The following is a 24,566-nucleotide window of genomic DNA, read 5'->3' on the forward strand; positions in this document are numbered from 1 at the left end:
GCTCCGGGCTCCGGGCTCCGGGCTCCGGGCTCCGGGCTCCGGGCTCCGGGCTCCGGGCTCCGGGCTCCGGGCTCCGGGCTCCGGGCTCCGGGCTCCGGGGAATTGTCGCGGAGCTCGGCGGGAAGAGTCGCCCCTCCAAGAATCAGCGCAGCCAAGCCGCCCCAACTTCGGCGATCTTCCCGTTTCACGTGAAACACAGAGACATGAGCCAGAGCTACGCGAGTGACCCAGGAATACCAATAACGCATTCTCAGTGATCTTGCCGGTTTCACGTGAAACGACCACCCGACCCCGAGCCCTGTCGTCGTCGCGGCAGATCCAGCCACGGTTCCGAATCAGAACCCCCACACCCGCCGACACCCCACCAGCGGCTACTGCCAACGTGAGAACCGGTCGCTTTGGGGTTCTGTCAGAGCGATTCTCCTGGGATTTCACGTTGGGGCTCGTGGGGCAAAAGATCACTTCAGAACGCCGATTCCACAACCCTGGGCACGAAAAAGCGCGCGACCACCACGGCCACGCGCTTCCGTCACCTTCCAACAACCGGAGCCGATCCGGCTACTCCTCCGCGGCCTCGCTACCGCGTTCGCCGGCTCCCTCTTCCTCAACGCCGATCATGCCCACGATCCGCTCGAGGTCGTCGACCGTCGCGAACTCGATCGTTATCTTTCCCTTGTTCCGGCCGATGTCGACCTTCACCCGGGTGTCGAAGCGATCCGACAGACGCTCGGCCAGATCGTTCAGGGCGGGTGCGTGCACCTTGGCTCGGCGGGCGGGTGCCGCCTTCTTGGCCGGGCCTTCGGCTGCCGCAAGCTGAACCAGTTCCTCGGTGGCCCGCACCGACAGGCCTTCGGCCACGATTCGCAGCGCGAGCTTCTCCTGGGCTTCGCTGTCGTCCAAGCCGAGGAGTGCCCGCGCGTGTCCCGCCGACAGCACGCCGACCGCCACCCGCCGCTGCACCGGCGCCGGCAGGTTCATCAGCCGGATGGTGTTGGAGATCTGCGGGCGGCTGCGGCCGATCCGCCGGGCGAGTTCCTCGTGCGTGGCACCGAACTCTTCGAGCAGCTGCTGGTACGCCGCTGCTTCCTCCAGCGGGTTGAGGTTCGCCCGGTGGATGTTCTCGAGCAGCGCGTCGCGCAGCATCGCGTCGTCGGGGGTGTCCCGCACGATCGCCGGGATGGTCTCCTTGCCGACGGCCTGGGCGGCACGCCACCGGCGCTCGCCCATGACCAGTTCGTAGCGGCCGTCGCCGAGCTCCCGCACCACGATCGGCTGGAGGAAGCCGACCTCCTGGATCGAGGCCTTCAACTCCTCCAGCGCCTCTTCGTCGAAGACATGCCGGGGCTGCTTCGCGTTCGGCTCGATGTCGGAGACGGCGAGTTCGGCGAACCGGGCACCCGGCACCGGCGCGAGTTCCACCTCAGGAAGCGACGGCAGCGCCGACGACTGCAGCGCCGGCGGCAACGACGACAGTGGTGCCAGAGTCGACAGAGACGACGAGCCCGCCGCATCCGACGGGAAGGACGCCAGACCGGCGGCCGCCCCCGCGCCCTCCGGCGATTCCTCAGCCTCGCCGGGAGTGGCCGGCTCAGCGGCAGGCGCCGTGGGGATCAACGCACCCAGGCCGCGGCCCAGGCCACCCCGCGGACGGTTCTTCATGCCGTTCCTCCCGTGTTGACCCCACGCATAGCGATCTCCAGGGCTGCCTCGAAGTAGCTCGTTGCACCCCGTGATCCCGGATCGTAGGTCATCACGGACTGGCCATAGCTAGGAGCCTCGGACACTCGTACGTTCCGGGGGATAACGGCGTTAAAGACCTTGGCTCCGAAGTGGTTCCGGACGTCCTGTTCCACCGCGTCGGCCAGGCGCGTACGCCGGTCGTACATGGTCAGCAGGATCGTGGAAACGTCGAGCGTCGGGTTGAGGTGCTGGCGTACCAGGTTGATGTTGTTGATCAGCTGGTTGAGGCCCTCCAGCGCGTAGTACTCGCACTGAATGGGTATCAGCACCTCCTGCGCCGCGCAGAGCGCGTTGACCGTCAGCAGGCCGAGCGACGGCGGGCAGTCGATGAAGACGTAGTCGAACTTCTCCGGGTGCCCGGAGATCGCCCGCGCCAGGCGGGATTCCCGGGCCACCACTGAGACGAGTTCGATCTCGGCGCCGGCGAGGTCGATCGTGGCCGGCACGCAGTAGAGAGTCGGAATGCCCTCGACCTGCTGCGCCACCTCGGCCAGCGGAACATTGTCGATCAGGCAGTCGTAGACGTCCGGCACACCCGCATGGTGGGGCACGTTCAGACCGGTGGAGGCATTGCCCTGTGGGTCAAGGTCAACCACCAGCACCCGGTTGCCGTGGAGCGCCAGCGCCACCGCCAGATTGACGGTGGTCGTGGTCTTCCCGACCCCACCCTTCTGGTTGGCGACGCAAATCACCCGCGGGTGGTCGGGGCGCGGCATGACGATCTCGCCGCTCGGGTTGAGGATCTGCACAGCTCGCAACGCTTCCATGGCAAGGGGCGGATCGTCCTCAACCCCGCCCGGCGTTTCACGTGAAACATGCTCGGCGGGGACTCCGGAGGCCGGAGCGCTGGAGGACCGTACCGCCGCAACTGGCTGCTGGGGCAGGGGTGTGCCGTAGCCGTAACGCGCTGGCTGGCCGTAAGCGCCGGCTGCCCGCGGCAGGGGGGCATTCTGGTCACCGGCGTGCAGCCCACCCGCGTTCACTGCCGACGGCCTGTCGAGAGGCGACTCGGTTTCACGTGAAACACCGTACTCATGCACCGCTTTATCCCTGTGAGTGAGGAAGGATTCGGCCGGCTGACCATGCGCCCCGGCGGGGAGAATCCGGTCCACGTTATCGACGCTTGGCCAGCCTACGGCCGTCGGGCTTGTGTCGCCATGGTCCTCAGTCCGATGAGTCGGACGCAACGTCGCTTTACCCGTCACCAAAACGGCATCAATGGGCGCAACCAACGCAGCAAGCTCAGCCGCTTCAGGTACAAGGTCAAAAGATTCAAACCCTTTTCGGGTACGCGTGACCCCGCCCCTCAACCGCACCACGGTCGTCCCGCCAAGCGGAGGAAGCACCCCTGACCCGGCTTCCACCAGAGGCGCACAGTCCGAGCACGCCCCGCCTCGAACACACGCCGCCCGCAAACAGGTAGACAACGCACCGCTACCCACCACGTGAAGCTGCGGCGCCACGGTGGACCCGTCCCACCGAACGCCCGCCAGCCCGTCCAGCCACGTGGCCACCGCCTCGTCGACGCGCACCACGGCCGGCCCTGCACGGCGTACACCCGAGGTCCCGTCCACGCAGGCCGCGAAAGAGCCACCGCTTGCGGAAGAACCACCGGCCGTCGCAGAGGAACCGCCGACCGGGGAGGAACCATCGGCCGGGGAGGAACCGCCGGCCCTGACGGCAGCCACACCTTCGCAGCGCACCACCGCAGGCCCGGGAGCAACGGCGGGATGCACTTTGGCCTTACGTCTCCGTGCGCCCCGCCTGCCCATGGTTATCTCCTCCGCGTTCCCTTCCGCCCATCACCGCGCCGAGCCCCGCCCTGCCCCGCCTCCGAACGCCCATCCGAACGCCCGTCCAAGCGCCCATCCGAACGCCCATCCGAACGACGCTCTGAGCGTCCCTCAGAACGACGCTCCGTACGCCGCTCCGCGCGCCGAACAGCAGCCGCGCTGGGGCCCCGCACCGGTACCACGTGCCGCTCCTTGATCACGTCCACCACCGTCGCCGGCGGGTCGATCAGCCCGGCTCCGCAGAGCCGCACCACCGTCTCGCCACCGCCCAGCTTCGCCAGGGCCCTGGCGTGCTCGGCGACCTCGTCTGCCGCCGACGCCCCCTTGAGCGCCAGCAGCCGTCCGCCGACCTTGGCCAGCGGCAGGCACCAGCCCGCGAGTTTGTCGAGGGCGGCGACCGCGCGTGCCGTCACGACGTCCGCTTCGGGCAGTTCTCCGATCACTTCTTCGGCACGCCCGCGGACGACCGTGACGTTGCTCAGGTCGAGCGCTTCCACCGCCTCGTCGAGGAAGGAGGTGCGCCGTGCCAGTGGCTCGACCAGCGTGATGTCCAGGTCTGGGCGGGCCACAGCCAGCACGATACCGGGCAGACCGGCACCAGATCCGACGTCAATCACCGAAGCGCCTAATGGGATTAACTGGGACATAACTCCGCAGTTGACCAGGTGCCTCTCCCAGAGCCGGGGAGTCTCCCGGGGCCCGATCAGCCCACGGACGACACCCTCGGTGGCGAGCAGCTCCGCGTACCGGCCGGCCAGCTCGAGGCGCTCTCCGAACACCTCAGCGGCCGCGGCGGCGATCTCCGCGGGCGGCACCAACACCGACGGACCGTCCGGGGCCGCAGGATCAGAACCGGCCACCACGGAGGAAACGCCAGGGGGGACAACAGCTTCGGGGGACGACAACGGGAAAGACGACGGCCCGGGCGTCAGCTCGCCCGGGCCGAGGTCACCCGCGCCGTGGCGTGGGTTCGTCATGATCAGTCCGCCACACGCACCACGATGCGCCGGTTGGGCTCCACGCCCTCGGACTCGCTCTGCACACCCGAGATCGCGTTGACGACGTCGTGCACGCACTTGCGCTCGAAGGCCGACATCGGCTCCAGGCGGACCGGGTCGCCGTGCTCCTTGACCTTCTCCACGGCGTTGCGGGCCACCGCCCCGAGCTCCTTGCGCCGGGCCGCGCGGTAGCCGCCGATGTCCAGCAGCAGCCGGCTGGGCGAGCCGGTGGCGCGGAAGATCGCCAGGCGGGTGAGTTCCTGGAGCGCTTCGAGCGTGGCGCCCCGCTGGCCGACGAGCGGCTGCAGGCGGCCACCGACGACCTCGACCATCGGACGACCGGCGGAGACCAGCTCGTCGATGTCGCCGTCGTAGTCGAGGATGTCCAGCAGCCCCTCGACGTAGTCCGCGGCGATCTCGCTCTGGCGGAACAGGTCGCCGTCCGAGGCGACGCTCTCCGACTTCTTGACCTCGGTGGAGGCTGTCCCCTCGGCACCGGCGACCGGCTCGACGTCCTCTGATGCGGACGAACCGGCGGACGAACCGGCGGAAGGGGGCGTGCTGGTGTCGGTCACGGTCTCATCTCCGTTGTCACTCGGGCCGGACCGAAGTCGGTCCGATGTTTCCCACGGCGCCGATTCGTGCCCGGCAGCGCGGGGAGGTCGGTAGCGGGAGAGCGCTCGGGTCCGGACGGGCCCGAGCAGCGATCATCCCTTGGGTTTGGCCGCCGGTCGGGCGCCCTTCTTCGGATTCACCGGTTTGGCACCGGGCTTGGGCGCCCGGGCGTTGGCGTCGACAACCGGGGTGACCGGCTCGGCCTGCGCCTTGCGGGCACCGAAGAGACCACCGGTGCGGGCCGGCTGCACCGGGCTCTTGGCGCTGCCGCCCCGGTTCGTGCCGCCGCCCGGCTTCGCCGCGGAGGACGTCTTGGCGCCCGCCATCTGCACCGGCGGGAACTTGCGGAGCACCCACTGCTGCTGGGCCAGGGTGAACAGGTTGTTGGTGACCCAGTAGATGACCACACCGATCGGGAACAGCGAGCCGGAGATCAGCAGCGAGAACGGGATGCCGTAGAGCATCAGGCGCTGGATCATCTTCTGCTGCGGGTCCTCGGCCCAGCCGGTCTTGAGGATCATCTGGCGGCTGGTGAGGAACGTCGTCCCCATCATGACCAGGACCAGGATGCCGGCCAGGACCTTGACGGTGGTCCCGTCGGCACCGACCGCGGCCAGTTCGGCGGCGGAGGAGCCGAACTTGGCGCTGATCGGGGCGCTGAACAGGTGCGCGTTGGCGGCGCTGTCGAACTGGCCGAGCGTCCAGCCGTAGAGGAGTTTGTACTTCTCGGAGATCGACGGGTCCAGGTGCTGAAGCACGTGGAAGAGGCCGAAGAAGACCGGGATCTGCAAGAACATCGGAAGGCAGCCCATCAGCGGGTTGGCCTTCTCCGTCTTGTAGAGCTCCATCATCTCTTTCTGGAGCGTCTCGCGGTCACCCTTGTGCTTCTCCTGCAGAGCCTTGACCTTGGGCTGCAGTGCCTGCATGGCCCGCTGGCTCTTGATCTGCTTCACGAAGACCGGGAAGAGAATGACGCGCAGCGTCACCACCAGGAAGATGATCGCCAGGATCCAGGCCCAGTTGGTGCCGACCACCCGGCCGTCCGGGATGCCGATCGCGTCCCACAGGGCATGCCAGCGGAGGAGGATCCACGAAATGGCGTAGTAGATCCAGTCGAGACTCAATCTATGCTCCAGTCACATCGGCAGGACGGTGACGGATCGGGTCAGGCACCGGGTCGTACCCGCCAGGGTGGAAAGGTTGGCAGCGCAGGAGCCGCCAGACTGTCAGGCCCGTACCCCGAATCGCACCGTGCTTCGCCAACGCCTCCTGGGCGTATGCGCTGCACGAGGGATAGAACCGGCAGCGAGCCGGCAACGCCGGACTCAAGTATCGACGGTACGCGACGACCGCTGCGCTCAGCAGCCGGGCGGTCACGCTCATCGGGGCCGCCGCGGTCGGCGGGCGGCTGCGAGCGCCGACTCCAGGTCCGCGGCGAGCACGGCGAACGGAGCGGCGGCGGAAGGTGGCAGCGCGCGCACGACCAGGGACGCGCCAGCCGGAAGGTCGTCCAGCAGGGGACGGACCAGGTGCCGGAGACGGCGCTTGACCTCGTTGCGGGTCACAGCGTTGCCCACGGCTTTGGATACGACGAAGCCGGCGCGCGCCGTGGAGGCGAACGCCGGCTCCTCGATAAGCAGGTGAACGACCAGAGTCCCACGGCCGGCACGACGGCCACCGCGGATCGCTGCGGCGAAGTCGTTGCTACGCCGCAGTCGCTGCGTCGCGGCCAGCACGACTACCTGAGCATTCCGGCCTGACTGCGGTCGGCTCAGGCCGACAGCTTGTCGCGGCCCTTGGTACGGCGGGCCGAGAGGATGGCGCGACCGGCACGGGTGCGCATGCGCAGCCGGAAGCCGTGGGTCTTGGCACGCCGGCGGTTGTTCGGCTGGTAGGTGCGCTTGCTCACGTCAATACTCCGTCTTCGTCTTACATCCAGGGGGCATCCGCTGCAAGACGCCACTTTAGCAGAGTGCGGCGGAGCAACCGCCCAACCCTACGCAGGGCACTTACAGCGGTCAACCATATCCTTGGTCGGCACGCCGACAAGCCGGGGCGTGCGCCAACCACCTGGTCTTTCCACGCACAAAGTGAATCTTTTCCTGCGGACGGGCTGCGGCGGGCTCCGGGCGGCAGTTGTAGTCCACGCGTCACCGCTGTTAGCGTGCGCGGTTGCTGGTCTCACCGGCCGTCTGCAAACCGCGAAGCGGCGGCCAAAACCGGACAAGCAGGTGGATCGTTCGCCACGATGAGCCTGTTTTCAGCCCGCGCCGCTACAGGCTCCGGTAAATCTGCCGACCAATCCGGCCGGGAGCGGCCACCGGTGGCGCCACAGGTTGTGGATAACCTGTGGATAGCTGGGTGGCGCCGTGCGTGTTCAGCAGGTTAGCTGTGCTGGGTTGGGGGAAGCCGATCGACCGCCCATGGGGGCGACGAGAGGCAGCACAGGCGAAAGGCCGGACAAGCTCCACCGGGGGTCGGTGGCGATGGGGGTGGCGCGGCGGTGGCCGATCAGGTCGACCTGGGCGGGTTGTGGCGGGAGACTCTCGAGGAATTGTCCGACGAGATCGCCTCGCCCCAGCAGCGTGCCTATCTACAGCTGACCCGGCTCCGGGCGATCGTCGAGGACACCGCTCTACTGTCGGTTCCGGACACGTACACCCGCGACATCATCGAGTCCCGCCTGCGCCCGGCGATCACCGAAGCACTGACCAAGCGCCTCAACCGGCCGATCCAGGTCGCCGTTACGGTTCGTCCCCCGGAGGACGGTTCCGGGATATCCACGATGACCGGCACGGTCTACGGCTCACCGTCCGAGGTGGGCGAGCCGCCCGCCGGCGAACCGCAGGCCCGGCACTACGACCCCCGGCCGTACCAGCCCGAGCTGCCGACCTATCCGGGTCAGCCACGCCAGCAGGAACCCGCCTACACCCCGCAGGAGTACCCCGCCGAGGCGTACCCGACGGGTTCCGCGCAGCATTCGTCGCTGCCCGGGCCGTACCCACGCGGGGTGCCCACCGCCCGTGACGGGCAGGAGGCCCTGTTCGCCGACCCGTCGCAGCAACCGCCGCCCCCGCCGTCGAACCGGACCGGTGTGACGCACCCGCCGGACCAGGGACCGGACCAGGTGGCACCGCCGACGCCGAACGACACGGTCGCGCACCGGCTCGCCGCCGACCCGTCGCAGCTGCGCGACAACCAGCGTTACCCGGACAACCAGCGGTTTCCCGACGACCGGCCGGCCCTGATCGGCCAGGACCGTCGTGACGACCCGCTGCCCGTCCGCGGCGACAACGGCCCCGGCCGTCCCCCGATCGACCTGCGCGGCCCGGGCGCCTCGCCGCGGCCCGGGGGCAACGACGGCAACCGGCTCAATCCGAAGTACCTGTTCGAGTCGTTCGTCATCGGCTCGTCCAACCGCTTCGCGCACGCCGCCTCGGTGGCCGTCGCCGAATCGCCGGCCAAGGCGTACAACCCGCTCTTCATCTACGGAAGTTCCGGGCTGGGCAAGACCCACCTCCTGCATGCGATCGGCCACTACGCCACCACCCTCGGCCACGCGCGCTCGGTGCGCTACGTGTCGACCGAGGAGTTCACCAACGATTTCATCAACAGCCTGCGCGACGACAAGACCCAGGCGTTCCAGCGCCGCTACCGCGACGTCGACATCCTGCTGATCGACGACATCCAGTTCCTGGAGAACCGCGAGCGGACGCAGGAGGAGTTCTTCCACACCTTCAACACCCTGCACAACGCCAACAAGCAGATCGTGATCAGCTCGGACCGGTCGCCGCGCCAACTGGCCACACTGGAGGACCGGATGCGTACCCGGTTCGAGTGGGGCCTGCTCGCCGACATCCAGCCGCCCGACCTGGAGACGCGCATCGCGATCCTGCAGAAGAAGGCCGCGCAGGAACGGATGTATGCGCCGGCCGACGTCCTGGAGTTCATCGCGAGCCGGGTCTCCAACTCGATCCGGGAACTCGAGGGCGCCCTGATCCGGGTCACCGCGTTCGCCAGCCTGACCCGCTCGCCGGTACAACTGTCGCTGGCCGAGGAGGTCCTGCGCGACTTCATGCCGGACGGCGCCGGGCCGGAGATCACCGCCGACCAGATCATGGTGTCCACTGCGGACTACTTCGGTGTCAGCCTGGAGGATCTGCGCGGCCACTCCCGCAGCCGGGTGCTCGTCAACGCCCGCCAGGTCGCCATGTACCTGTGCCGCGAGCTGACCGATCTCTCCCTGCCGCGCATCGGCCAGGCGTTCGGCGGACGCGACCACACCACCGTGATGCACGCCGACCGCAAGATCAGACAGCACATGGCCGAACGCCGGTCGCTCTACAACCAGATCGCCGAACTCACCAACCGCATCAAACAGAACACCTGATCTTTCTCGTACGCGCCACACCTCCCTCAGCCGCAACCAAGCCGTCCCCGAGCTCTCCGGGACGGCTTCGTGCTTTCCGGGTCCCCGCCTTGCCGCCGCACCGCTACCTCGGACCGCCTGTGGACCCGCTGAGCCGTCGAGCCCACGCTGCCCAGCCGACCTGTGGAAACCGTGCGTACGCTGCGGAAACGAGCGCTGAGCCGGCCGCCCCGCCGCCCGCATCGATCTTCACGATTACGCGCGGTGACTGGTGAATCCTCCTCGCAGACGGCCTTCCGCAGAGGTTGTCGGTCAACTGGTTGACCGACTCACTAAAGAGTGACGGCGCCTCGCGTTCGGATCTTGGACGGTTCGCGCTCCGGCAGCGTTGTACACAGAGTGATGACTAGAGGGTGGCCGCTTATGCCCACAGGGCGTGAGCAGCGAAACCACTAAACGATCCACAGGCAGGCCCAGGTTATACACCGGGTTATCCACAAGTTATGCCCAGATCATCGCAGGTCAAGGTCATATTGATGACAATCGTTGTCCGAAAATGAGTACCAAGAACGTCGAGTTGTCAACGTCGCGACGGTTCAGTTTCGTGCCAACGTTTTCCACACTTGTCCACAGGCTTCCACAGGCTTCATCCCCAGATCGTGGATATCCCGGAGGTGAGTTATCCCCAGATGTGGAAAAACCCTGGGGATATCGATGTGGACAGTCGCTCTCCGTAATATTTCTGTCCCCAGGCTGTGGAAGGCTGTGGATAGCCTGTTGAAGGATCTGGGGACGACGGGTCAGTAGCGTCTCAGCGTTATGCACAGGGCAGGGGATAAACCCGGTGGATAACCGGTGGATAACTCGTGGATGCCTGTGGACGACTGTGTGGAGACAGGTCGTAGATGACCTTCCTGTGGACAGAGGGCCGGGTTTATACCCTGGTTACCCACAGGCTAAACACCGGTGGATAACTCGCTGACCTGCGAAAAGGCCGGTTATCCACAGAATCCACAGCACCGATGAAGACGACTAGATATTTCTTCCTAGAAAACTTAAAAGCAATCATCAGCGTTGTGGATGGTGTGGGAGGGCTGCTTGCGGGTCGCTGCGCCTCGGGCTCGACTTCGCAGCACCGGGGTCGGGCGCGCATCAGTGCCGTCAGCGCCATAGAGTTCAGTGGGGTCGGACCCCCTGTAGAGGAAGCATCGCGGAGGACAGCATGAAGTTCCGGGTTGAGCGAGACGCACTCGCCGACGCCGTGGCCTGGACAGCCAAGAGCCTGCCCAGCCGGCCGTCTGTTCCGGTGCTCGCCGGCGTCCTGCTGCGAGTCACCGACGGCAGGTTGCAGGTCTCCGGCTTCGATTACGAGGTCTCCAGTCAGGTGACCGTCGAGGTGCAGGCCGACGCCGACGGCGCCGCCCTCGTCTCCGGCCGCCTGCTCGCCGAGATCACCAAGGCGCTCCCCGGCAAGCCGGTCGACATCGCCGCCGTCGGTGCGCATCTGGAGTTGGTCTGCGGCAGCGCACGCTTCACCCTGCCGACGATGCCGGTCGAGGACTACCCGAGCCTTCCGGAGATGCCGTCCAGTGCCGGCACCGTCGACGCCGCCACGTTCGCTTCCGCCGTGTCGCAGGTGGCGATCGCCGCGGGCCGTGACGAGACGCTTCCGATGATGACCGGTGTCCGGCTGGAGCTCAACGGAACGACGATGGCGATGCTCGCCACCGACCGCTACCGCCTGGCGATGCGCGAGATCGAGTGGAACCCGGACGACCCGGAGATCAACATCAACGCGCTGGTGCCCGCCAAGACCCTCAACGACACCGCCAAGGCCCTCGGCCCGATCGGTGGCTCGGTGACGATGGCTCTGGCGCAGGGCAGCGCGGGCGAGGGCATGATCGGGTTCGCCGGTGGCGCCCGCCGCACCACGAGCCGTCTGCTCGACGGGGCCAACTACCCGCCGGTGCGGTCGCTCTTCCCGGCATCGCACAACGCCGAGGCACGGGTGACCGTCGCGGCCCTGGTCGAGGTGGTCCGCCGTGTCGCGCTGGTCGCCGAGCGCACCACCCCGGTGCTGCTGAGCTTCAGCGAGGACGGTCTGGTGGTCGAGGCCGGCCAGACCGAGGAGGCCCGAGCCAGCGAGGCCATGGAGGCGGCGTTCACCGGTGAACCGCTGACGATCGGCTTCAACCCGCAGTACCTGATCGACGGTCTGCAGAACCTCGGATCGGCCACCGCGGTGCTGTCGTTCGTCGACGCGTTCAAGCCAGCTGTGATCTCGCCCGCTGGCGAAAGCGGCGAAATCATCCCGGGTTACCGCTATCTGATCATGCCGATCCGGGTCACTCGCTGATACTGAGCTGGAAGCAATCGCTCATCTAGGGAGATCACCATGCAACTCGGCCTGATCGGTCTCGGCCGAATGGGTGGCAACATGCGGGACCGTCTGCGTGCTGCCGGGCATGAAGTAGTTGGATTCGACCACAACGCGGACAAGAGTGACGTCGCCAACCTGGCCGAGTTGGTGGACAAGCTGGCCGCACCTCGCGTGATCTGGACGATGGTTCCGGCCGGCAAGATCACCGAGGAGACCGTCGACGCGCTCGCGGAGCTGCTGTCCGAGGGTGACATCGTCATCGACGGCGGCAACTCGAAGTTCACCGACGACGCCCCGCGCGCCGCCCGCCTGGGCGCCAAGGGCATTCACTACCTGGACGTCGGCGTCTCCGGCGGCGTCTGGGGCATCACCAACGGGTACGCGCTGATGGTCGGCGGCGACGCCGCGCAGGTCGAGCACTGCAAGCCGATCTTCGAGGCGCTCAAGCCGGCCGGCGAGTTCGGTTTCGCGCACGCCGGCACGCACGGCGCCGGCCACTACGCCAAGATGATCCACAACGGCATCGAGTACGGGATGATGCAGGCGTACGGCGAGGGTTACGAGATCCTCATGGCGTCCGAGCTCGTGCACGACGTGCCCGCGGTCATCAAGAGCTGGCGTGAGGGCAGCGTCGTCAAGTCGTGGCTGCTCGACCTGCTCGACCGGGCGCTCGACGAGGACCCGACGCTGGCCAACCTCAAGGGCTACGTCGAGGACACCGGTGAGGGCCGCTGGACCGTCGACGAGGCCGTCCGCCTCGCCGTTCCGGCCCACGTCCTGGCCGCCTCGATCTTCACGCGTTTCGAGTCGCGCCAGGAGGACTCGCCCGCGATGAAGGCCGTCGCCGCGCTGCGCCAGCAGTTCGGTGGCCACGCCGTGAAGCGCTGATCCATGCACGTACGCCGGGTCGAGCTCACCGACTTCCGCTCGTACGAGCGGGTGGCCGTGGACCTCGATCCCGGCGTGTCCGTGCTGGTCGGGCAGAACGGCATGGGCAAGACGAACCTCATCGAGGCGCTGGGCTACGTGGCCACTCTGGACAGTCACCGGGTGGCCACCGACGCTCCACTGGTCCGGGCCGGCGCCACGTCGGCGGTGATCCGGTGCGCGGTCGTCCACGATGGACGCGAACTCCTCGTCGAGCTGGAGATCGTCCCGGGCCGGGCCAACCGGGCACGGCTCAACCGGTCGCCGGTACGCCGTCCCCGTGAGGTGCTCGGGGCGCTGCGGATGGTGCTGTTCGCCCCGGAGGATCTCGAACTGGTCCGGGGCGACCCGTCCGAACGCCGCCGCTACCTCGACGACCTGCTGGTCGCCCGCCAGCCGCGGTTTGCGGGCGTGCGCGCCGACTACGACCGGGTGGTCAAGCAACGCAACGCGCTGCTCCGGACGTCGTACCTGACCCGCAAGGTCGGCGGCACCCGCGGGCAGGACCTGTCGACGCTCGCCGTCTGGGATCAGCACCTGGCCCACCACGGCGCCGAGCTGCTGGCCGGCCGGCTGGAACTGGCCGCGGCGCTCGGCCCGCACCTGACGAAGGCCTACGACGCGGTGGCGGCCGGGCGGACGGCGGCGTCGATCGCCTACTCGTCGCGGCTCGGCGAGTCTCTGGTCCCGGACCGGCCGGCTCTCGAGGCGGCCCTGCTCGCCTCGCTGGAGGAGCGCCGGACCGCCGAGGTCGAACGCGGCACCACCCTGGTCGGCCCGCATCGCGACGACCTTGCCCTGACGCTCGGAGACCTGCCGACCAAGGGCTACGCGAGCCACGGGGAGTCGTGGTCGTTCGCACTGGCGCTGCGGCTGGCCGCCTACGAACTGCTGCGGTCGGACGGCATCGAACCGGTGCTGGTCCTCGACGACGTCTTCGCCGAACTGGACGCGGGCCGCCGGGAACGCCTGGCCGCGCTGGTGTCGGACGCGGCCCAGCTGCTGGTGACGTGCGCGGTCGCCGAGGACGTGCCGGCGTCGCTGGCCGGTGCGCGGTTCGACGTGAGCACCGGAACGGTGGACCGTGTCACGTGACGCCATCCCGGCGAGTGATTGTTTCCGGTCTCAGCGGCCCGTGAGAGCCCTCGGGGCGCTGCGGGTGGGTCCGGGTGTGGCCGGAGGCGCTTCGGGGCCGCAGAGGGCTCGTGAGGGGCGGTTGCGGCTGTCCGGGTTCGGGGCCACGTCGTGTGGATCATTGATTCGGCGGCGGGCTGGTTCGTTCGGCGGCATCGGTGGAGACTTCTCGGGGCCGAACCCGACAGGGCCGAAGGCGAAGGCAATGGCGGCCGTCGTGATGGAGCCGGACGTGATGGCGCTGCGGAGTGCCGGGCGACCACGAGGAGGACCGCGATGAGCGAGGACCCACGACCGGACGCCGACAAGCCGACCGCGGGTGCTGACGGTCCGGCCGGTCCGGAGCTGGCGCGCGCGGTGCTCGACGCCGCCCTCGCCCGGCGGCGGGAGGCGATGCGCCAGCCGCGGAAACGCGCCGGGAGCGGGACCGGCCAGAAGCGCCTGCGGGGATACTCCGGTCCCGGACCGGACCCGCGGGATCCGCAACTGTTCGGGGCGATGCTCGAACGGCTCGTGAAGGCCCGCGGCTGGGAGAAGCCGAAGGCCGAGGCGACCGTGTTCGGCGCCTGGGAGCGGGTCGTCGGACCGGACATCGCCGATCACAGCCGGCCGGTGAAGCTCGAGGGCGGCGTGCTGACCGTCGAGGCGGAGTCGACCGCCTGGGCCACCCAGTTGCGGATGCTGACGGCCACGATCCTGCGGAAGATCGCCGGGGAGGTCGGCCACAACGTGGTCGCCCGGTTGAACATCCACGGTCCGGCGGCGCCGTCCTGGAACCGCGGGCCGCGCCGGGTGCAGGGCCGCGGCCCGCGCGACACCTACGGCTGAGTCCCCCGCAACCTACGGCTGAGTCGGCCGCAACCTACGGCTGAGTCGGCGGCAGCGTGCCGCTGAGTCCGCCGCAATCCGTGGCCGAGCCGGGCGCTAGCGGCCGAGGCCCGGCGCACGAAACCGCGACGGTGTGCAACCTGGGCGCGTTTTCGCACGTCGAACCCGCATGATCATGCGTCGGCTGATGGTGCTGCTTCTGCTCGTGTTGGCTCCGATACCCGTCGCCGCGGCACCGGCATGGGCGTGTTCCTGTGCGGTGGACCCGCCCGTCGACGAGGCCGCGCTGGTGTTCTCGGGTGTCGTCGAGGAGGTGGACACCGGTTGGTTCGGGGCGGCGTCGGAGGTGAAGGTGACTTTCGAGGTCGAGTCGGTCACCAAGGGTGATGTCGGTAAATCCGTGACATTGGCCACACCCGCTGAGGGGCCTTCCTGCGGGTACGAGTTCGTCGAGGGCGCGCGGTACCGCGTGGTGTCGATGGAGGGCGCGACGACGAACGCCTGTGACGGCAACGAGCAGTTGGCCGTCGGCCCGGCCCCGGCCCCGGCTCAGGACTCCGGTCGCGAGTTGATCGCGTGGTCGGTCTCCGGCCTGATCGTGCTGCTCATGGTCGGTGCGTTGTTCTGGTTGCTGCGTCATCCACGCGGCGCGACCGCCGCATCCGGTCCCGCTGATCCCGTCGAGCCGGGCGAACGGGACGGCCGCTGAGCTGGAGCGCGATGCGGCCGTCGACCAGCGTGAACGTGACTGTCGCCGAACGCGGGGTGAGAGTGGGTGCGCACGCAGAATGAAGGGTGCGGCGATCGGGCTGGACGCGCCAGCGTCCAGATCGCCGTGCCCGGCCTCCGCGGGAGCGACGGTCCGCACCCACCACCCAGGTGGGACCAGAAGCTCTTGACCTGGATCTCCGTCCAGATGGTGATCGGCTCAGTAGTCGGCGAACACCGCGAAACCGCGTTCCGCGCAGCGCCGGTAGAAGCCGGCCAGCACGGCCAGTTCGGTGCGGGCGAAACTCCAGTGCGGAGCGTTGCCGGCGTCGTCGCGCAGGGCGGTCAGGCGCTGATCGAGCCAGCGCAACTGCTGCTCGGGCAGGCGCCCACCGGCGATCGCGGTGCGCATCACCTCGGCGACGGTGTCGAAGGTGACCAGGTCACCGAACTTGTCGTGGCCCTCGACGAACCGTTCCAGGCCGCCGGCGATCCACGCGCAACCGTCCGGATCGATCACCGGATCCTCGTCCTCGGCGGCCGCGTCGGTGGCGTAGAGCACACCTTCCAGGCCCAACAGGAGATCGACCAGTTCGGTGTACGCCGTGGCGCGCACCGTCCCGGTCTTCGCCACGTGCAGCGCCAGCGCACCGGTGGGCGCGGCGATCTCGGGGCGGTCGGCGATCGTGCCGAAGTCGACGAACTCGGCGGGAGCCACCGGGTCGTAGTACTGGTTCGTGCGCGGCCAGTGCACCGCGACGTTGTCCAGGCCCTTGTCGTGCGCCATCGGGCCACCCCTCCTCGACCTGCCTGCGAAGCCTCATCCGCGGACGCGGACCCTCCGGTGGGGCCCGTCGCGGCGGACGACCGGTGCCATTCGTCCGACGGCGTCCGGCCATCACCGGTCCGCGCGGGCGAGGCTACGACACCGGCGCGGGCGGCTGTCGAGCAGTGTCGCAGTGAGTGCCGGTCGGGCACGGCAGGCGCGCCCGAGGGGGCAAACAGCCGCAGCGTTTGCCGTTGTGCTCCCTGGTAGTTCCGTGTAGGGGAACACGTGGGTAGCGGCCTGAATCGCGCTACGGGACTCTCAGGCACCCGGAAGGGGTGCCGGACCCTCGCCAACTCGCTTCGGCGGAGTAGAATCGACGGCGACCGGGAAAACTGTGCTTGACGGTGGCGGCCCTGGCTCATTCGACTGCCATGCGGCCCACACCGTCACGCTATGCGGTTTTTCCAGCCGATCACGATCCGCGGGACGTCCGCGGCGGCCGGCGTGCACGGTTCCACCGGTGGTCCGCTCCTCTCCGCGGTGTCATCTCCGGTGCTCGGTGCGTGCCGTTCTCCGCTGGTCGCCCGACAACCCCGCGTGAGGGCTCCGCAAGGGCTCGCCGCGAGAAAGTGGCCGAGGGTGGCAGAGAACAAGCAGGAGTACGGTGCGGATTCAATCACCGTGCTCGAAGGTCTCGAGGCGGTCCGCAAGCGTCCCGGTATGTACATCGGCTCCACCGGTGAGCGAGGGCTGCACCACCTGGTCTGGGAGGTCGTCGACAACGCCGTCGACGAGGCGCTCGCCGGGTACTGCGACACGATCGACGTGATCCTGTTCGCCGACGGCGGTGTCTCGGTCACGGACAACGGCCGTGGCTTCCCGGTCGACCTGCACCCCCAGCTGAAGAAGCCCGGCGTCGAGGTGGCGCTGACGGTTCTGCACGCGGGCGGCAAGTTCGACGGCAAGGCCTACGCGGTCTCCGGTGGTCTGCACGGCGTGGGTGTCTCGGTCGTCAACGCGCTCTCCGTCCGGATGGCCGTCGAGATCCACAAGTCCGGTTTCGTGTGGCGGCAGAAGTACAACGCCTCCAAGCCGGAGGAGCTGATCAAGGGCGAGCCGACCGACAAGAACGGATCGACCGTCCAGTTCTGGCCGGATCCGACCATCTTCGAGACGGTCGAGTTCGACTTCCAGACGATCTACCGCCGGCTGCAGGAGATGGCGTTCCTCAACCGGGGCCTGACCATCAACCTCACCGACGAGCGGGCCGAGTCCCTCGACGAGGAGGGCAAGCCCCGCCAGGTCACGTTCATGTATGCGGGCGGCATCGCGGACTTCGTGCGGCACCTCAATGCGACCAAGAGCGCCATCCACAAGACGGTGATCGAGTTCCAGTCCGAGGACAACGAAGCGCGCATGGCGGTCGAGATCGCGATGCAGTGGAACGAGTCGTACGGCGAGTCGGTCTACACCTTCGCGAACCGCATCAACACCCACGAGGGCGGCACCCACGAGGAGGGCTTCCGCGCCGCGTTGACCAGCATCGTCAACCGGTACGGCGTCGAGAAGAAGTTCCTCAAGGCCGATCAGAAGCTCTCCGGCGAGGACATCCGTGAGGGCCTGGCGGCGATCATCTCGGTGACCCTGGCGAACCCGCAGTTCGAGGGCCAGACCAAGACGAAGCTCGGCAACACCGACATGAAGAGCTTCGTGCAGAAGGTCGCCAACGAGCAGCTCGCCGACTGGTTCGACCGCAACCCGGCCGACGCCAAGCTGATCATCACCAAGGCGGACCAGGCGGCTCGCGCCCGGATCGCCGCGCAGCAGGCCCGCAAGCTGGCCCGGCGCAAGTCGCTGCTGGAGTCCGGTTCGATGCCGGGCAAGCTGGCCGACTGCCAGTCGACCGACCCGCGCGAGACCGAGCTGTTCATCGTCGAGGGCGACTCGGCCGGCGGTTCGGCCAAGTCGGGCCGGGAGAGCCGGATCCAGGCGATCCTGCCGATCCGCGGCAAGATCCTCAACGTGGAGAAGGCCCGGATCGACCGGGTGTTGAAGAACAACGAGGTCCAGGCGCTGATCACGGCGATGGGCACCGGCATCCACGACGAGTTCGACATCGGCAAGCTGCGGTACCACAAGATCATCCTGATGGCCGACGCCGACGTGGACGGCCAGCACATCCAGACGCTCCTGCTCACCCTGCTGTTCCGGTTCGTGCGGCCGCTGATCGAGATGGGCCACGTCTACCTGGCGTCGCCGCCGCTTTACAAGATCAAGTGGAACAAGCGGGGCGACGACGCGCAGTACGCGTACTCGGACCGCGAGCGTGACGGCCTGATCGCGCTGCGCCAGCAGAAGAAGGCCAACGCGAAGCCGGACGACATCCAGCGGTTCAAGGGTCTCGGCGAGATGAACTTCGACGAGCTCTGGGACACCACGATGAACCCGGACACCCGGACGCTGCGCCAGGTCACGCTCGACGACGCCGCGGTCGCGGACGAGCTGTTCAGCGTGCTGATGGGCGAGGACGTCGAGGCGCGGCGGTCGTTCATCCAGCGCAACGCCAAGGATGTTCGCTTCCTGGACATCTAGTGGCGTCGCGTATCCACAGCGTGAGCCTACTTTCCACATGGTTATCCACAGCGATATGCGGGCTTTGGCCGCACATGTCTGGTTTCACCTTGAGTAAGGGTTAAAAGTGACTGACATTCCCGAGCCCTCGGACGGCGACGAGACACAGGACGAAACCGGCGGTGGCGTGAGCCAGCGTGTCGAGCCGGTCGGCCTCGAGGTCGAGATGCAGCGGTCCTACCTCGACTACGCGATGAGCGTCATCGTGGGCCGTGCGCTGCCCGACGTCCGTGACGGCCTCAAGCCCGTACACCGCAAGATCCTCTACGCCATGTACGACTCCGGGTTCCGCCCGGACCGCGGATACGTCAAATGTGCCCGCATCGTCGGCGACGTGATGGGCAACTACCACCCGCACGGCGACTCGTCGATCTACGACGCCCTGGTCCGGATGGGGCAGCGCTGGTCGCTGCGCTACCCGCTGATCGACAGCAACGGCAACTTCGGTTCGCCGGGTAACGACCCGCCCGCCGCCATGCGCTACACCGAGGCGAAGCTGTCCCCGCTGGCGATGGAGATGCTGCGGGACATCGACGAGGACACCGTCGATATGCAGGACAACTACGACGGGCGCACCAAGGAGCCGACGATCCTGCCGGCCCGGTTCCCCAACCTGCTGGTCAACGGTTCCGAGGGCATCGCGGTCGGCATGGCCACCAAGATCCCGCCGCACAACCTGCGCGAGATCGCCGCGGCCGTCCAGTGGTGCCTGGACAACACCGAGGCCGACGAGCAGACCACCCTCGAGGCGCTGCTCGAGCTGGTCAAGGGCCCGGACTTCCCGACCAAGGGTCTGATCGTCGGACAGCAGGCGATCCAGGACGCCTACCGGACCGGCCGCGGCTCGATCCGGATGCGGGCCGTCGTCGAGGTCGAGGAGGACAGCCGGGGCCGGCCGTGCCTCGTCGTGACCGAGCTGCCCTACCAGGTCAACCCGGACAACCTCGCCGAGCGGGTCGCCGAGCTGGTCAAGGAAGGCAAGCTCACCGGCATCGCCGACATCCGGGACGAGTCGTCCGGGCGTACCGGCATGCGGCTCATCCTGGTGCTCAAGCGTGACGCGGTCGCCAAGGTGGTGCTGAACAACCTCTACAAGCACACCCAGCTGCAGGAGACCTTCGGCGCCAACATGCTGGCGCTGGTCGACGGGGTGCCGCGCACGCTCAACCTGGCGCAGTTCATCCGGTACTACGTCGAGCACCAGATCGAGGTCATCCGCCGGCGGACCGAGTACCGCCTGCGCAAGGCCGAGGAGCGCGCGCACATCCTGCGCGGTCTGGCCAAGGCCCTCGACATGCTCGACGAGGTCATCGCCCTGATCCGGCGTTCGCCCACCGTCGAGGACTCCCGCCAGGGCCTGATGTCGCTGCTCGACGTGGACGAGGTACAGGCCACCGCCATCCTCGACATGCAGCTGCGCCGGCTGGCCGCCCTCGAACGGCAGCGGATCGTCGACGAGCTCGGCAAGATCGAGCTGGAGATCGCCGACTTCAAGGACATCCTGGCCAAGCCGGAACGTCAGCGTGCCATCATCTCCGACGAACTGGGCGAGATCGTCCAGAAGTTCGGGGACGAGCGGCGCACCCAGATCATCCCGTTCGACGGCGAGGTCTCGATGGAGGACCTCATCGCGCGCGAGGACGTTGTGGTGACGATCACACGTACCGGTTACGCGAAGCGCACCAAGGTCGACCTGTACCGGTCGCAGAAGCGCGGCGGCAAGGGCGTGAGCGGGGCAACCCTCCGTCAGGACGACATCGTCTCGCACTTCTTCGTGATCTCGACGCACGACTGGATGCTGTTCTTCACGAACAAGGGCCGGGTCTACCGGGCGAAGGCCTACGAGCTGCCCGAGGCGCAGCGTGTGGCGAAGGGTCAGCACGTCGCCAACCTGCTCGCCTTCCAGCCGGACGAGCACATCGCGCAGGTCATCCAGATCCCGAATTACCAGGTCGCGCCGTACCTTGTGCTCGCCACCAAGAATGGTCTCGTGAAGAAGACCCGGCTCGAGGAGTTTGACTCCAACCGCAGCGGTGGCATCATCGCCATCAACCTGCGGGAGGATGACGAGTTGGTGGGCGCGGCCCTGGTGGCACCGGAAGAGGATCTGCTGCTGGTCTCCAAGAACGCGCAGGCCATCCGATTCAACGCCACGGACGACGCACTACGTCCTATGGGCAGGGCCACCTCGGGCGTGATCGGGATGCGGTTCGGCGACAACGACGAGCTCCTGGCGATGGAAGTTGTTCGCGAGGGGTTGGATGTGTTGGTGGCGACCAACGGTGGGTATGCCAAGCGCACACCGATCGAGGAGTATCCCGTTCAGGGTCGTGGCGGTAAGGGGGTACTGACCGCCAAGATCACCGAGCGTCGTGGTGGACTTGTGGGCGCTCTGGTGATCAGCCCGGAGGATGAACTGTTTGCCATCACCAGCAATGGTGGTGTCATCCGGACTCCCGTGAAGCCTGTACGGCGCACACGGGATCGGAACACAATGGGGGTCAAGCTGATGGACCTCCCAGAAGGTGTAACCATCGTGGCGCTTGCTCGCAATGCCGACGAGCCTGACGAACAGGACTAGTTGATGCCGGAGACACAGGCGAAGTCGGGGGGCCCGGGGGCCTCGGCGACTCCGGACGATGCGGCGAAGAAGGACGGCGCCGCAGCGAACGGACGCGAGGCTGCAGGGCGCGCCGCTGTCCCCGCCGATTCCCCGTCTGGGCCGAAGTTCACCAGGGCGCCGGGAATGGCGCCGCCGCCCGGCGAGCCGGCTGCCGGCAGTGACGGCGGTGCCGACGCCAAGCGTCCGGGCGGACCCTCCGTGGTGAAGGGATCGGCCACCGTGCCGGTCGTCACCAAGGGCAAGGGTGCCGCACCGGGGACCCCGGCCGCCCGGCCGGGGACGACGCCGCCCAGCACGGGCACGGCGGCCCCACGGGCCACCGTGACCCCGCCACCGGCCCAGCCGGCCACAGCGCCCGTCTCCACCACCGGTAAGCAGCGGACCGGCTCCGCGCCGGCCGGTGCGGCCGCGGTGGGCGCCGCCCGTGTCTCGGAAGCGGTGCGGTCCGCGCGGTCGACGGTCTCGTCGGCCGCTGCTCGCGGTCCGCGCCGGGCCCGTCTCAACCTCAAGCGGATCGACCCCTGGTCCGTGATGAAGTTCGCGTTCGCGGTGTCGATCGTGCTCTTCATCGTGGTGGTGGTCGCCACATCGGTGCTCTACCTCGCCCTGGACACCATGGGCGTGTGGACGTCGGTCAACGACAGCCTCAAGGACCTGGTGACCGCCAGCGGTGGGGCCGACGCCTCGTCCGGCAGCGCCTTCCGGATCACCGCCTGGGGCGTCATCGGCACGTCGATGCTGATCGGGGCGGTCAACGTGGTGCTGTTCACCGCGCTGGCGACCCTGAGCGCGTTCATCTACAACGTGTGCGCCGACCTGGTCGGTGGCATCGAGCTGACGCTCGCCGAACGGGACTGACCGCGCGATCGGGTTGTGAGCCACCCCCGCTTTGGTGGCTCGCAACCCGATGCGGTAACGTTCTCTTCGCAGTTGAGGGGCTATAGCTCAGTCGGTTAGAGCGCAGAGCTGATAACTCTGAGGTCGCTGGTTCGATTCCAGCTAGCCCCACGAGATGGTTGGGTGGTCTCTGCCCGTGGAAAACGCGGGCCGGGATCACCTCGTCATATCTGCTCCGGAGGCCGAGCCCCCGGAAACCCCGCGATCTGATGATCGCGCTGGAAAGTGCCTGGTTGCGCTTCGCGAATGTGGGGGAAGCATTCAATGTTGAAGAAGCTTCTGATCGTCGCCGCTGTTGCGGGTGCGGCCTTCGTGGTGGTCAAGAAGGTCAAGGCGTCCAGCGACGAGCGGGCTCTGTGGCACGAGGCGACTACCGCCCCCGACCTCCGCTAGGTTGGTAGGGACGGGGCCCTAGCTCAACTGGCAGAGCACCGCCTTTGCAAGGCGGGGGTTAGGGGTTCGAGTCCCCTGGGCTCCACAACGAAACATCTCGCGCCGCCCCTCGAGGGCGGCGTTTGTCATATCCGGTCCGACGGGGCCGCGCGGGCGGGTTCCGTGCTGTTTCACTGATGCCGTGAAACGCCGTGCCGTCCTCCTCCTGCTCGCCGCCACCGGTCTCGCGAGCTGCGCCGACCCGGAGCCGGCCGAGCCGCGCACCGGCGTGTCCAGCGTCGCCGCCGACTACCTGTGGCCGGTGCACAGCCGGGAGCTCGGACAGGGCTTCTGCTTCACGCTGGTGCAGGGCCTCACCCCCGTCGAGGTGGTCGCACGGCTCGGCGGCACCGAACTGGAACGGGTCGAATGGCAGCGCCTGGTCGGGCCCGGCGACGGCGAACGGGGCGACACCGGGCGGTTCTTCCTCGGCGTGACCCGGGCCGGCGACGACTGGTCGTTGATCGTCGAGGACAACGGGGCGCTGGGGGTCACTGAGAGCCTCGTGGAGCCACTTTCGGCGGGGAGCACGGTTCTGGCCTACTACAGCGACGCCGAGGAGCACGGGCGGCTTCTGGCGCTGCGTGACGGCGACGTGGTCCTGGACTTCGACTCGGGCACCCCGGACCGGTGGGGCGGCAGCCGCCCCGGCGACTTCGTGCCGGCGATGCGCGCGGCCGGGCTCATCGGCGGCACCGGTGTGACGGGACCCACCGGGCCGGCACTGGCCTTCCTGGACGGACAGACCGGTGTCCGGCTCACCCACGACTTCCTGGTGGAACGGACATATCTCCTGGTCACCGTTCCGAAACCGTAGTTCCGCAAATGCCCGATCTACCGGGTGACGGGGTATCCACAGAGGAATGAAGGAATCCTGCGGAGCACAGTTCCTCCGGCTAGCCTGCGACTCGTGAGCGAACGAAGACGGGCCGCCGCCGTGATCGTGCGGGACGGCCGTGTGCTGATGGTGCACGAGCGCAGCCGGCGATCCGGTGGCGGCGAGTGGTGGACCCTGCCCGGCGGCGGTCTGCGCCCGGGCGAGACCGCCGAGGAGGCACTGCGCCGCGAGGTCTTCGAGGAGACCGGCCTGATCGTCGGCGACGCGCGCCACGTGCTGGAGATGCCCTATCCGTCCGGCATGACGTCGGTCTTCGCGGTGACCGTGGCCGACGGCGAGCCACGGGCCGGCCACGACGACGGGTTCGGCCCCGAGCCGCTGGGGGTGGACTGGCTGCCGGTGCCGGAGCTGCCGATCGAGACCAGCGGGGTGCCGGTGCCCCCGCTGATGGTGGTGCTGCCGACCCTGGCGCCGGATCCTTCGGCGGCTCCGGCGCCGGAGCCAGCCCCATAGGTTGCAGCGGACCTCGGCGCTCAGGGGCGAGGTCGAAGCCGGCACCATTGCCGGCGGCGCGTCGCCGTGGTGTGCGACCGCATCGACCTCCCCGACCGGCTTCTCGCGGTCTTCGACAGCCACGCGCCGCTGTGTCCGTTCATCGCGGCGGCCGTCGAGATCCCGGACCCGGAACACCCGGCCCGCGTGCTCGCCCGCGACTACAAGAGGGCTTTCGCGGTACGCCTGACCGACAGTGCCCGCGAGGCCGGTGCCGCCGATCCCGAGCGCCTCGGTGAGCAACTGGCGCTGCTCCTGGACGGCGCCTCGGCCCGTAGTCGCGTTCTGAACACTGAGACTCTGGCCACCGCCACCGCCACCGCCACCGCCAC

Annotated in this window: 21 protein-coding genes, 2 tRNA genes and 1 pseudogene; 15 read left to right on the forward strand and 9 right to left on the reverse strand. The window is 68.2% G+C overall.

Annotation, left to right across the window (positions count from 1 at the left end; translation table 11 throughout):
* Positions 1 to 558: 558 nt before the first annotated feature.
* The 8 genes from WH85_RS42000 to rpmH form a co-directional block, all read right to left on the reverse strand.
* Complete coding sequence (locus tag WH85_RS42000; protein WP_045747769.1) at positions 559 to 1,659, reverse strand: ParB/RepB/Spo0J family partition protein; 1,101 nt, start codon at positions 1,657 to 1,659, stop codon at positions 559 to 561.
* Complete coding sequence (locus tag WH85_RS42005) at positions 1,656 to 2,624, reverse strand: ParA family protein (protein ID WP_281179146.1); 969 nt, start codon at positions 2,622 to 2,624, stop codon at positions 1,656 to 1,658. The genes WH85_RS42000 and WH85_RS42005 overlap by 4 nt, the downstream gene beginning before the upstream one ends.
* Positions 2,625 to 3,514: 890 nt before the next feature.
* Complete coding sequence (gene rsmG / locus WH85_RS42010) at positions 3,515 to 4,354, reverse strand: 16S rRNA (guanine(527)-N(7))-methyltransferase RsmG (RefSeq protein WP_342669830.1); 840 nt, start codon at positions 4,352 to 4,354, stop codon at positions 3,515 to 3,517.
* 158 nt (positions 4,355 to 4,512) lie between these two features.
* Positions 4,513 to 5,106 (reverse strand): Jag family protein, encoded by a 594-nt coding sequence (locus WH85_RS42015; protein ID WP_045747771.1) that lies wholly within the window; start codon positions 5,104 to 5,106, stop codon positions 4,513 to 4,515.
* Positions 5,107 to 5,238: 132 nt separating this feature from the next.
* Positions 5,239 to 6,270, reverse strand: a complete 1,032-nt coding sequence (yidC, locus tag WH85_RS42020; RefSeq protein ID WP_045747772.1) for a membrane protein insertase YidC — start codon at positions 6,268 to 6,270, stop codon at positions 5,239 to 5,241.
* A 1-nt stretch (position 6,271) separates the two neighbouring features.
* Entirely contained in the window at positions 6,272 to 6,529 is a 258-nt protein-coding gene (gene yidD / locus WH85_RS49600) for a membrane protein insertion efficiency factor YidD (RefSeq protein ID WP_083449686.1), read from the reverse strand.
* Positions 6,526 to 6,882: a ribonuclease P protein component gene (gene rnpA, locus WH85_RS42025; protein ID WP_045747773.1), complete on the reverse strand. Its 357-nt coding sequence runs from the start codon at positions 6,880 to 6,882 to the stop codon at positions 6,526 to 6,528. The genes yidD and rnpA overlap by 4 nt, the downstream gene beginning before the upstream one ends.
* Before the next feature lie 35 nt (positions 6,883 to 6,917).
* Positions 6,918 to 7,055, reverse strand: a complete 138-nt coding sequence (gene rpmH, locus WH85_RS42030) for a 50S ribosomal protein L34 (protein WP_014448226.1) — start codon at positions 7,053 to 7,055, stop codon at positions 6,918 to 6,920.
* A 594-nt stretch (positions 7,056 to 7,649) separates the two neighbouring features.
* Between rpmH and dnaA the strand changes: the two genes are divergently transcribed.
* The 6 genes from dnaA (at position 7,650) to WH85_RS42060 (ending at position 15,493) form a co-directional block, all read left to right on the forward strand.
* A complete protein-coding gene (dnaA, locus tag WH85_RS42035) occupies positions 7,650 to 9,536 on the forward strand; it encodes a chromosomal replication initiator protein DnaA (protein ID WP_083449687.1) in 1,887 nt (628 codons plus the stop codon).
* A 1,201-nt stretch (positions 9,537 to 10,737) separates the two neighbouring features.
* Positions 10,738 to 11,871, forward strand: coding sequence for a DNA polymerase III subunit beta (gene dnaN / locus WH85_RS42040; RefSeq protein WP_045747774.1), 1,134 nt, complete (start codon positions 10,738 to 10,740; stop codon positions 11,869 to 11,871).
* A 39-nt stretch (positions 11,872 to 11,910) separates the two neighbouring features.
* Complete coding sequence (gnd, locus tag WH85_RS42045) at positions 11,911 to 12,783, forward strand: phosphogluconate dehydrogenase (NAD(+)-dependent, decarboxylating) (protein ID WP_045747775.1); 873 nt, start codon at positions 11,911 to 11,913, stop codon at positions 12,781 to 12,783.
* A gap of 3 nt (positions 12,784 to 12,786) precedes the next feature.
* Positions 12,787 to 13,917, forward strand: a complete 1,131-nt coding sequence (gene recF, locus WH85_RS42050; protein ID WP_045747776.1) for a DNA replication/repair protein RecF — start codon at positions 12,787 to 12,789, stop codon at positions 13,915 to 13,917.
* Between the two features lie 315 nt (positions 13,918 to 14,232).
* Positions 14,233 to 14,784, forward strand: coding sequence for a DciA family protein (locus WH85_RS42055; RefSeq protein WP_045747777.1), 552 nt, complete (start codon positions 14,233 to 14,235; stop codon positions 14,782 to 14,784).
* Between the two features lie 169 nt (positions 14,785 to 14,953).
* Positions 14,954 to 15,493, forward strand: a complete 540-nt coding sequence (locus WH85_RS42060; protein ID WP_157411565.1) for a hypothetical protein — start codon at positions 14,954 to 14,956, stop codon at positions 15,491 to 15,493.
* Positions 15,494 to 15,712: 219 nt separating this feature from the next.
* Here WH85_RS42060 and WH85_RS42065 read toward each other — a convergent pair whose 3' ends face one another.
* On the reverse strand, positions 15,713 to 16,279 hold the full coding sequence (locus WH85_RS42065; protein WP_045747779.1) for a hypothetical protein: 567 nt from the start codon (positions 16,277 to 16,279) through the stop codon (positions 15,713 to 15,715).
* A gap of 621 nt (positions 16,280 to 16,900) precedes the next feature.
* Between WH85_RS42065 and gyrB the strand changes: the two genes are divergently transcribed.
* From gyrB to WH85_RS42105, 9 genes and pseudogenes are all read left to right on the forward strand, one after another.
* Positions 16,901 to 18,853 (forward strand): DNA topoisomerase (ATP-hydrolyzing) subunit B, encoded by a 1,953-nt coding sequence (gyrB, locus tag WH85_RS42070; protein WP_045747780.1) that lies wholly within the window; start codon positions 16,901 to 16,903, stop codon positions 18,851 to 18,853.
* 106 nt (positions 18,854 to 18,959) lie between these two features.
* Entirely contained in the window at positions 18,960 to 21,473 is a 2,514-nt protein-coding gene (gene gyrA, locus WH85_RS42075) for a DNA gyrase subunit A (RefSeq protein ID WP_045747781.1), read from the forward strand.
* Positions 21,474 to 21,476: 3 nt separating this feature from the next.
* A complete protein-coding gene (locus WH85_RS42080) occupies positions 21,477 to 22,373 on the forward strand; it encodes a DUF3566 domain-containing protein (RefSeq protein WP_045747786.1) in 897 nt (298 codons plus the stop codon).
* A gap of 76 nt (positions 22,374 to 22,449) precedes the next feature.
* Positions 22,450 to 22,523 (forward strand) — tRNA-Ile (locus WH85_RS42085).
* Positions 22,524 to 22,676: 153 nt separating this feature from the next.
* Complete coding sequence (locus tag WH85_RS52575) at positions 22,677 to 22,805, forward strand: DLW-39 family protein (protein ID WP_211275611.1); 129 nt, start codon at positions 22,677 to 22,679, stop codon at positions 22,803 to 22,805.
* A gap of 12 nt (positions 22,806 to 22,817) precedes the next feature.
* Positions 22,818 to 22,890: transfer RNA gene (locus WH85_RS42090), tRNA-Ala, on the forward strand.
* 96 nt (positions 22,891 to 22,986) lie between these two features.
* Positions 22,987 to 23,661, forward strand: a complete 675-nt coding sequence (locus tag WH85_RS47895; protein ID WP_052721201.1) for a DUF6461 domain-containing protein — start codon at positions 22,987 to 22,989, stop codon at positions 23,659 to 23,661.
* Between the two features lie 93 nt (positions 23,662 to 23,754).
* Positions 23,755 to 24,195 carry an NUDIX domain-containing protein gene (locus WH85_RS42100; protein WP_045747782.1) on the forward strand — a complete coding sequence of 147 codons (441 nt, stop codon included), beginning with the start codon at positions 23,755 to 23,757 and terminating at the stop codon, positions 24,193 to 24,195.
* Between the two features lie 69 nt (positions 24,196 to 24,264).
* Positions 24,265 to 24,566, forward strand: a pseudogene (locus WH85_RS42105) (TetR family transcriptional regulator); the annotation flags it as partial.

The organism is Actinoplanes rectilineatus (assembly GCF_000962825.1).
Classification (GTDB): Bacteria; Actinomycetota; Actinomycetes; order Mycobacteriales; family Micromonosporaceae; genus Actinoplanes; species Actinoplanes rectilineatus.

Coding starts and splice junctions, on each gene's coding strand:
- WH85_RS42000 (WP_045747769.1), bottom strand. CDS start 1,659: ATGAAGAACCGTCCGCGGGGTGGCCTGGGCCGCGGCCTGGGTGCGTTG.
- yidD (WP_083449686.1), bottom strand. CDS start 6,529: ATGAGCGTGACCGCCCGGCTGCTGAGCGCAGCGGTCGTCGCGTACCGT.
- dnaN (WP_045747774.1), top strand. CDS start 10,738: ATGAAGTTCCGGGTTGAGCGAGACGCACTCGCCGACGCCGTGGCCTGG.
- gnd (WP_045747775.1), top strand. CDS start 11,911: ATGCAACTCGGCCTGATCGGTCTCGGCCGAATGGGTGGCAACATGCGG.
- recF (WP_045747776.1), top strand. CDS start 12,787: ATGCACGTACGCCGGGTCGAGCTCACCGACTTCCGCTCGTACGAGCGG.
- WH85_RS42055 (WP_045747777.1), top strand. CDS start 14,233: ATGAGCGAGGACCCACGACCGGACGCCGACAAGCCGACCGCGGGTGCT.
- WH85_RS42060 (WP_157411565.1), top strand. CDS start 14,954: ATGATCATGCGTCGGCTGATGGTGCTGCTTCTGCTCGTGTTGGCTCCG.
- WH85_RS42065 (WP_045747779.1), bottom strand. CDS start 16,279: ATGGCGCACGACAAGGGCCTGGACAACGTCGCGGTGCACTGGCCGCGC.
- WH85_RS42080 (WP_045747786.1), top strand. CDS start 21,477: ATGCCGGAGACACAGGCGAAGTCGGGGGGCCCGGGGGCCTCGGCGACT.
- WH85_RS52575 (WP_211275611.1), top strand. CDS start 22,677: ATGTTGAAGAAGCTTCTGATCGTCGCCGCTGTTGCGGGTGCGGCCTTC.